The sequence below is a fragment of the Chlorobium phaeovibrioides genome, from assembly GCF_003968655.1.
GTDB classification, from domain to species: Bacteria; Bacteroidota; Chlorobiia; order Chlorobiales; family Chlorobiaceae; genus Chlorobium; species Chlorobium phaeovibrioides.
In genome coordinates this window covers 1-8796 of the sequence record NZ_RXYK01000025.1, presented here as the reverse complement: position 1 = coordinate 8796, position 8796 = coordinate 1, and the positions used below count along the sequence as shown (strand labels likewise).

Sequence of the window (8796 nt, the reverse complement as noted above, 5' to 3'; positions counted from 1 at the left end):
ACTCCCAGTTGCCGGCAGACCTCTTTCACCTTTACTCCTGCTTCGGCTTGCCTGAGGGCGAAGGTGATCTGCTCTTCACTGAATCGTGACTTTTTCATGGCAATGGCTCCTGTTTGATTCAAGATACTCATTGCCGGAATTCTCTACTTTACATGTGCCTGGTTTTCGGGGAAGGGGTCAAATATAGGTGCGCCCGTGCTCCATGTCTTGAAGAATCTGCTTCATATATCGTATACTTTAAAAACTACATGTCCTTAAGGGCAAAAACGAACACAAACGGTTATGATCAACGCGGTACTGGTTATCGACACAGAAACCATAGACGAGTCCCTTCACCGGCTTATTGAAAACAGCAGTGAAAGCCCGCAGTACAGGATAGGGGGGATTGTTATCCTGAAATCGCCTTTCGGCTTCAAGGAAGCAATCAAGAGGAGCCTTTGGAAAATAATCTCCGCAATCGATCACCTTGCAATCTTCAGTTCCCGACATTTCCGCCCGTACATTCGAACCCGTGCACTCAACGAATATAACATAGTCAGCCATAAAATACATCTAAACAGACCCACCGAAGTAGCCAGCATGATAACGCAACTGCAACCCGACATCCTCCTATGGACCGCACAGGGTACTCCCGATACAGCACTACAAACCACTGCCCCCCTTGGCATCCTTGCGCTGAATGCACACACCAAAGGCAACTCTCCGGAAGGGCCGCAAGGCTTCACTGAAGCACTCCATCAACACAAAAGCGCAGGCTTCTCCATTCTGCACTGGAGCAAAGCCAACAGCTGCCCACAGATAACCGTAAGCGGAAAAATACCGGTCTCTCCGTTTTGCTCCATCAACAGGATATCTCTAAGAGAAAAAGGGTTCGCATTTCTTCACAGAGAGCTCAAACGCATAGCACAAAACACTTCTGAACCAGAGAGAGAATCCGCCGGCTCATCTCCGGCACCCTCATGGAAAAGCGCTCCATCCATCACACGCCAGTTGCGCTACCTCCTTATCCGCCTTCTTCCCTCAGCCTTTCGCATGGCATACGACAGGAGCGCAGGCAGGTATGTGCAGAAAAAGGCCCAGCGATGGAGCATTGCATACCAATTCACGGACAAGTGGCAGTCCGCAGACCTCCGGCAATCGACGATAATAAAAAACCCGGCCCGCCACTACCTTGCAGACCCGGTGGTCTGGTCGGAGGACGACCAGCATGTATGTTTCGTCGAAGACTTCGACTATGATACAATGAAGGGAACCATAACAGGATATGAACTCACCACGGAAGGCAGTATCCCGCTCGGAACCTTGCTGGACGAGCCGTTCCACCTGTCATTCCCCTTCATCTTCCAATGGGAAGGCCAAACATGGATGTGCCCCGAAACCCACGAAGCCGGTGAAATCCGGCTCTACCAACCAAAAAACTTCCCGACAGGATGGAGATACTCGAAAACCATCATGAAGGGGATCACGGCGGCCGACACGATGCTCGTCGAGCACGAAGACCGATGGTGGATGCTCACCAACATTGACACTTCAACCCTCGACGAACGCTGCTCTGAACTCCACCTGTTCCATGCAGACCGCCCAGACAGTGAGCGCTGGACGCCTCACCCCGGCAACCCGGTCATATTCAATTCCGAGCAGGCGCGGAACGGAGGGCTCATCAAGGACGGAGGGAAACTCTACCGGGTTTTCCAGGTCCACGGATTCAACCAGTACGGGGAATCGATGGGGGTTGCCGAAATAACCCTCATGACGCCATCGACCTATGAAGAAAAGATCGTTGCGGCAATATCTCCGGACCTCTTCCCCGGTTGCCTAGGCACCCATACCCTCTCATACTGCAACGGGGTCCTTGCCCTCGACATCCTCCGCCAGGAAAAGCTCTCGGGCTAGCGCCCCCACTCCCCTTGGATTGGCTTCAGCTGACCTGTTTTACAAGAACCGCTTCATTGATGGCCTGCGTCAGCCGCGCTACACCCTGCTCAACGCCATAACTGCCCGCTGCGAATGCAAGGCCCCGCATTGCCAGCGCGTTACGCAGCTCCCCGTCGTCCATTACCCGTTTAAGGGCTTCAGCCAATGCCGCAGCATCTTTAGGCGGCACCAGCAGTGCTTCCTCACCGTTTGTGACCACATCAGGCACGTTGCCGACAGCCGATACCACAACCGCAAGACCTGCCGCCATAGCCTCAATCATGGCATTCGGGAACCCCTCATGCCAGGAAGGAAGCACCAGCACGTCCGATTCGCTGAAAAGAGCAAGCAGTTCATCGCCCCGCACCCACCCCGCAAAAGCCACCACACCGCCGAGCCCCTCCCGCTCAACGAACTCCTTTGCCCGCGTCTCTGCGTCCCCCCGTCCGGCAAGGGTCAGTTGAAAGGAATGCGATGGAAGCAGTTCCCTGCAGGCCTCCAGTAATTCGAAAACGCCCTTGTGGTCTTCAAGCCAGCCAAGAAACAGGAGTCGCACCGGCAGCCCGGAAGGTCGGGGACGGCGTGACCGGCCTATGGCAAGCAGGGCATCGGAAGCCGTCCAGTTGGGGATGATTGGGGCGCATTCAGGCTTGAAGCCGAGCCCGTCAACCGCAAAGCGATGCCATGCCGGACCCTGACACAGCAGTGTATCGGCGCTGGACAGGGCCATACCGATCCATTTCCGGTACACAAAGGATGCATGAAACTGGTCCATAATAATGCCGCTGCGCGGAAACAGCAGCACCGCACATCTGAACCATCCGGCTACCCTTGCCATAACGGTCTTTTCAACCAGGCTGGCGCCTCCTGAGGTAAAAATAAGAACCGCATCAGGACGCTCAACCACCAGCTTCAGATATTTCCCGAACCGTGATGCGGCAAGAAGCATGCGGCGGATTAAGGGGGGAGGCGGGTTGCTGATCTGGGTGGTATCGAACAGGGAAAGGTCGAACCGGTCAGGGAAGGATGAAGAGAGCAGGGTACGGCAGGTGGTAACGATACCTCCTAAGATCCCTGAATCAGTCGGGGGGAATGCTCCCACAACAAGAACACGCAGCTGTTTCAATGCGTATCCGTCATGTCCTGAAGCAGCAAGTCATACTCCCTGACCATCCGCTCAACACTTAAATGGGCCACGGCATATGCATTCCCGTTCACTGCCAACCGGTGACGCTGTCCGGCATCAAGTTGAAGAAAGCGCTCTATGGCACGGGCCATATCCTCCGGTTTTTCCGGATCAAAAAGCAGGCCCCGCTCGCCATCAGGCACAAGCAGCGGGTTATCACACACATTCGAAGCAAGCACCGGTGTGCCGGCAATGAATGCTTCGCAGACAACATTCGGCAGCCCTTCGTACAACGAAGGTAGAATCAGCGCGTCATGCTCTGCAAAGAGCGTTTTCACATCCTTCCGCTCACCAAGCCAGTGCCACCGATCCTTGATCACCGGATTGGACGAAAGCAGTGCTTCCACCCATTCCTGATAGCGGCTCCCGCCTGTGCTGCCCTCCCTTCGTCCGGCCCAGGAAACCTCCGGCACAAATCCGTTGCGCTGATGGAACAGCTTCAGCGCTTCAATGAGGCCGAGCACATTCTTCTGCTCAACCACCCGTCCCAGAGCAAGCAGCCGTAGGCCCTCTCTCCTTTTCTCCCGCAGCAGCACATCCGGCCCATCAAGCGCAAACCCGTTATAGATTATGGCCACCTTACGCCGGAGCCACGGATAGCCTCGGAGCCATTCGGCATGGGTATGGTTGTTTGCAACAACCCTGCCGGCCAGCACATGCAGGACCCTCTTCAGCAATGCCGTAATAGCTGAACCATCAGCAAGGTGGCTGTTGCGCTCGGACACAATCAAGCGGGTACGGGGCGCAGCCATATGGGCCAGCTCCGCATAGACATTCGAAGACCCGAGAAAAGAGATCATGGCATCATGCTTTCCTTCCCGCAATACCCGCGCCAGACCGGAAAGCACCGGAAACGAAAATCCACCACCGCTCGTAACTGAATGCACCCTGAGGCCGGCCTCGTCAACAGGACCCCGAAAGAAATCAAGCTCCGGGTGGTAGACGAACATCTCGACATCATGGCCAAACGACTGCAGGCCAACGGCAAGCTCTACCATCTGCCGCTGCGCCCCGCCGGAAACGAAACTGTCGATGACGCACAAAATCCTCATTGAAGCCCCTTCATCACTCCCGGCTTGCTCAACTGGAGATAAAAAAACAGGATAAAGAGATAGGAATTCACATTCACTTTCATCAAAAAAGGCTCTTTGAACTCCGTCACAAGAAGAAACACACACAGCAACCCAAGAAATAGTTTTTCCCGATACCCATCTATTGACTGTACCAAAGAAAAGAACAGGACGATAAACGACATATAGAAAAGCACGGTACCAAGCACGCCGGAACCAAAAAGAAGCCGTATAGGGCCAATATCCGAAGGCACCCGGTGCAAATCCCATGTGGCCGGATCACCGAACACAACGAGGTTCCATTGATCAGGAAAAAACACATGTTTAAGAAGCACATCCAACGTGTAAAAACGTATCCCATCATCCGTAACGATGACTTCCATAGCAATCCAGTTCAACAAACTATTAAACCTTTCGGCACTGTCTGCCCTTGAAAGGAGAGCTGCCCCGAACTTCAATCCAAACAGCCCCAAAACAAGACTCCCTGAAATGAGGAAAAAAGGCAGAATCCCGCTTTTCAGGCCCTTAGGCCCCTTATATGCCACCAAAGCAAAATAGAGCAATACCACCGGCAACATGAGCAACCCGGTTCTCCCAGTAAGCATCACAGAGGCAACAATAAGCACGAAACTCGCCACCAGATAGATCCGTTCAGAAAGCCTGTCGGACCATGAAACAATCAAATAGCCGCCAAACAACAGCCCAAACGATTGAGCCAAAGCAAGAGATGCCCCGTAACTACCAGCAATGCCACGAGATCTGAAGCTGCTTGCGCTCGGAATAAGATTGCTGTTCGTAACGATATAATCCAGATTGAACTCCCTGAAGCCTGCACTTACGAAAAACAGCACAATGAAAACCGCTTGAAGGGTAATCGCTGCGTGCAGCATTTTCACCACTCCCCGAAACTCATACCGGCCCTTGCTGAACAACAGCGCAAAGAAGAAGCCTCCAAACGCAGAATGCACTAAAATCAAAGCCGTCCCTTTCGTCAAAGAGGCGTCTAAAAAACCATGGAGAAACAGGTTCACCAACGAATACACAAAAGAAAGTGTTCCAAATCCCAGAACCATTATCATATCGCGGTTCATTGAGAGTCTCGCCCCCCTTACAGCCAGAACAATCGCCCAAAGCATCCCGACAAGAAGAACAAGTCGGGAAGTGATTACCGGCAGAAAGCTGAAATTGATATTGTACAGAAACAGGAACAACAGTACCAATACAACTCCCGCAAACACCGGTCCGGATTCCTTCCGTTCTGACATAACACTGCTATCAGCCATATTTTGTAATAATGTTTATTGCCCGTTGACTCCAACTATACCGTTTCTCAAAATCCAATTTCGCTGCCCCGGCAAGGACATCCCGTAATCCCGGATTGTCCCGAAGCTGCTCCAGCGCAGCCTGCCATTCAGCAGGACCGGCCGGGTCACACAATAATGCATTCCTTCCCTGTTCAAGGATTTCGCATAAGACCGGCAGATTCGAAGCTACAATAGCTTTTCCTGCAGCCATATACTCAAACAGTTTCAGGGGAGATGTCCATTTACCGATATCAGTACTTCTCTCACCATGCGTACTAACACTGTTCTGATTGGGCAAAAGAAGAATATCACAGGCCGCAATGAACGCCCGGGTTTGTCCATGCGGTACATAGCCATGAAAGTATACATGATGAACCCCGTGCATCTTCGACTGCCAATAGAGGATATCGCCTTCAGTGCCTCCCACAAGATGGAAATCAGCCCAGGGACATCGCGAAACTAACAGAGCGATCAACTCCATCCCTTTTCCTGCATACATATTGCCGACATAGCCGACCTTGATGGCGTCCCTTCGCCCCGGCAAGATCTCCGGCATCTGCCGGCAATCCATAGGATCCGCCCCATCGGGAGCAACCAGCACCCGACCCGCAAGTTCCGGCCACCGCTCTTCATAATGTCTTTTCAGTGCATCGGTAATAACCACCATTCCGAGAAAACTCTTTCTTGCAAGAAGAACAGCAAACATCTTTCTGATCAATGCCGGAGAGTCCTCAATAGGATGGTGCGACTCGAACACGACTCCCTTACTACCCAGAAATGCTGCAAAAAAAAGGGCAAGAACATTGCGCCCATACACCAGTTCCGCCTGCCATAACCGTGCTGCCCGGGCCGATGACAGCGCATTAAGAAATGATCGTCCCGGAAGTTTCGACCAGGGACGATACCAAAGTTCAAAAACACGCTGAACCCCGTAATAAGCGAACACATCCCCCACATCATGTTCCATGCAGTCAGGCCGGTCCGGCACAATCAGACATATGTCATGGCCATTACAGGCAAAGGCCTGGCTCATCTTCATCACATGGATGCTGTTGGCGGTCCTTGAGGGAATACAGGAGGAAGCGAGATAGGCTATGCGCATGAGACCACCTCAGCCGTCAAACCCCTGCTGCTGGCCACATAGTCCTGAACCAGTTCCATCAGCACCTGCAGGGTATTATCAATGTCATCTCCCATTATAGACTGCTCCAGCTCATCTATAGACTGCTCCAGCTCATCTAAGGCGATACAATACTCGTTGGCCTTATATATTCTGGAATTGGCCGTTGGAACAGGCTCACCCCCTATAAGCAGCTCTTCATACAGTTTTTCCCCTGGCCTTAACCCGGTAACGGCAATGCCGATATCCCCATCAGGATGATCCTTATCCCTGACGCTCAAGCCCGACAGTTCAATCATGCGGCGCGCCAGATCCAGGATTTTCACAGGCTCACCCATATCGAGCAGGAACACCTCACCCCCCGAAGCCATCGCCCCGGCCTGAATCACCAACTGAGCTGCTTCCGGGATGGTCATAAAATACCTGGTAATATCCTCATGGGTCACCGTCAGCGGCCCGCCCTGGCTGATCTGCTCACGGAAAAGGGGCACGACTGACCCGCTCGAACCAAGGACATTCCCGAAACGGACCATGGAAAAGCAGGTCGTATGACCTGCAGCAGCGGCAAACGCCTGGAGCACAAGTTCGCATACCCGCTTGCTCGCCCCCATCACATTCGTCGGCCGAACGGCCTTGTCGGTACTGACAAGAACCATTGATGAAACCCCGGCCTCCATAGCAGCTTTTGCCATGCAAAGCGTACCGAACACATTGTTGCGAACCCCTTCAAGCGGGTTCTCCTCAATCATCGGTACATGCTTGTAGGCAGCCGCATGGTATACAACTCTGGGGGAGTATTTCGTACAGAGTAAGCGAATCCTGCGCCCATCGGTCACATCCGCAAGCAGGGGAACAAGCCTCGTCGCACCGCCCGATTTCAGTAGTGAGCGCTCAAGCTCCCGGTGTATGGCATACAGGCCGTACTCGGCATTATCGACCAGCAACAGCTCCGACGGCGCCGCCATAAGAAGCTGACGGGCGAGTTCTCCCCCGATGCTTCCACCCGCACCGGTAACCATAACAACCCTGCCCGATATGGCCCCCTCAACAAGCGGCCGATCTATCGGTAAGGGATCACGGCCAAGAAGATCTTCAATGCCAACCTCATGTATATCTGAAATAGCCACCCGGCCATCAGCAAGAGCCTCAAGGCCGGGTAAGGTCTTGATACGGACCGGATACGCCCTGAACTGCTCCACAATCTCAGCGCGGCGATGACGACTTGCTGATGGGATGGCCAGCAATATCCCCGTCACCTCTCCCGAGGCAGCGAATGATTGTGCATCCCTGGGGGCGTACACCCTGTTTCCGTTGATCATTCTGCCCTGAAGACCCGGACTATCATCAACGAACCCCACAAATTCAAATTTCGGACTAGCCTGAAGTGCCCGAGCTATCTCCACCCCCGCAGCACCGGCACCGTAGACCAGCACCCGTTCTGCACTCGTGCTGGTTGCGGAAGCAGCATCAGCTCCGGAGAACCATATTCTGACGAAAATCCTCGTCCAGCCTACAGCAAGCAACAGCAGCATAGGCTGCAAAAAACCGATGGAACGAATAGGGATTGAGGGAAATCGAAACACCCAGAGAATTGAATAATACAGTATACCATACACCACGGTTGCCTTGAAAATCGCATTCAATGCATCGAAACCATTATATCGAAACACAGCTCGATACAGGCCAAAACGGATAAATACCGGTATTGCCAATACAGGGGCAAGCAGGTATGGGAACCACTGCTCACCGGCTGGAACATGCCACTCATGAAAGCGAACCGAAAAAACCACCCAGACTGAGAGCAGTATCGACAGCACATCCGTTGCAATGACTATCGACTGCTTGAGCATCCGGGGATATGCCAATAATTTTTTTTTCATTCAGCGTAATGCATCATAGGGAAATAATGGAATACTGTATTATCAGGCGTACGCAGGGGAAGTAACCAGGCTCCCATACGACAGCTGACTCAGAAACAAGCTGTAGAGACCAGCAGAACTATTTAGTGGACCCCGTCCTATAGACAAAAAGGACCTGAGTTTAAGTTGGCAACCTGCTGTTTATGCAGCGGAAAGGCGCTGCCCCTCTTGTTCATTTACCTCTTCCTGTGGCTCGTTCTTGAGCTGGTACTTGTCAACGATGTGGGCCCCGCCGCCTTGGCCTGAACGATACACTTCATCAGGAGTGCTGTAGTCCAGAGAC

Annotated in this window: 7 protein-coding genes; 1 reads left to right on the top strand and 6 read right to left on the bottom strand. The window is 52.9% G+C overall.

Features of this window, described 5'->3' with window-relative positions; genetic code table 11:
- Window positions 1-98: transposase (locus EKD02_RS09430; protein ID WP_148102971.1), on the bottom strand; the 98-nt coding region annotated here is incomplete at its 3' end.
- 184 nt (window positions 99-282) lie between these two features.
- Between EKD02_RS09430 and EKD02_RS09425 the strand changes: the two genes are divergently transcribed.
- A complete protein-coding gene (locus tag EKD02_RS09425; protein WP_126385231.1) occupies window positions 283-1893 on the top strand; it encodes a glucosamine inositolphosphorylceramide transferase family protein in 1611 nt (536 codons plus the stop codon).
- Between the two features lie 25 nt (window positions 1894-1918).
- On the opposite strand, the gene EKD02_RS09420 is transcribed toward EKD02_RS09425, so the two are convergent.
- Genes EKD02_RS09420 through EKD02_RS09405 form a run of 5 tightly spaced genes read right to left on the bottom strand, consistent with a single transcriptional unit; the run spans window position 1919 to window position 8474 of the window.
- The gene (locus EKD02_RS09420) at window positions 1919-3040 is read right to left on the bottom strand and encodes a glycosyltransferase family 4 protein (protein WP_126385229.1); all 1122 of its coding nucleotides are present in this window, start codon (window positions 3038-3040) and stop codon (window positions 1919-1921) included.
- Window positions 3037-4152, bottom strand: a complete 1116-nt coding sequence (locus EKD02_RS09415) for a glycosyltransferase (RefSeq protein WP_185805741.1) — start codon at window positions 4150-4152, stop codon at window positions 3037-3039. The genes EKD02_RS09420 and EKD02_RS09415 overlap by 4 nt, the downstream gene beginning before the upstream one ends.
- Entirely contained in the window at window positions 4149-5435 is a 1287-nt protein-coding gene (locus EKD02_RS10050) for a hypothetical protein (protein WP_185805740.1), read from the bottom strand. The genes EKD02_RS09415 and EKD02_RS10050 overlap by 4 nt, the downstream gene beginning before the upstream one ends.
- A 10-nt stretch (window positions 5436-5445) precedes the next feature.
- Window positions 5446-6576 carry a glycosyltransferase family 4 protein gene (locus EKD02_RS09410; RefSeq protein ID WP_126385225.1) on the bottom strand — a complete coding sequence of 377 codons (1131 nt, stop codon included), beginning with the start codon at window positions 6574-6576 and terminating at the stop codon, window positions 5446-5448.
- Complete coding sequence (locus EKD02_RS09405; protein ID WP_126385223.1) at window positions 6567-8474, bottom strand: polysaccharide biosynthesis protein; 1908 nt, start codon at window positions 8472-8474, stop codon at window positions 6567-6569. Before EKD02_RS09405 ends, EKD02_RS09410 begins: the two co-directional genes overlap by 10 nt.
- Window positions 8475-8796 lie beyond the last annotated feature (322 nt).

Excerpts from the sequence above, each read along its gene's own strand:
- EKD02_RS09410 (WP_126385225.1), bottom strand. The coding sequence starts at position 6,576 with ATGCGCATAGCCTATCTCGCTTCCTCCTGTATTCCCTCAAGGACCGCC.
- EKD02_RS09425 (WP_126385231.1), top strand. The coding sequence starts at position 283 with ATGATCAACGCGGTACTGGTTATCGACACAGAAACCATAGACGAGTCC.
- EKD02_RS09405 (WP_126385223.1), bottom strand. The coding sequence starts at position 8,474 with ATGAAAAAAAAATTATTGGCATATCCCCGGATGCTCAAGCAGTCGATA.
- EKD02_RS10050 (WP_185805740.1), bottom strand. The coding sequence starts at position 5,435 with ATGTCAGAACGGAAGGAATCCGGACCGGTGTTTGCGGGAGTTGTATTG.
- EKD02_RS09415 (WP_185805741.1), bottom strand. The coding sequence starts at position 4,152 with ATGAGGATTTTGTGCGTCATCGACAGTTTCGTTTCCGGCGGGGCGCAG.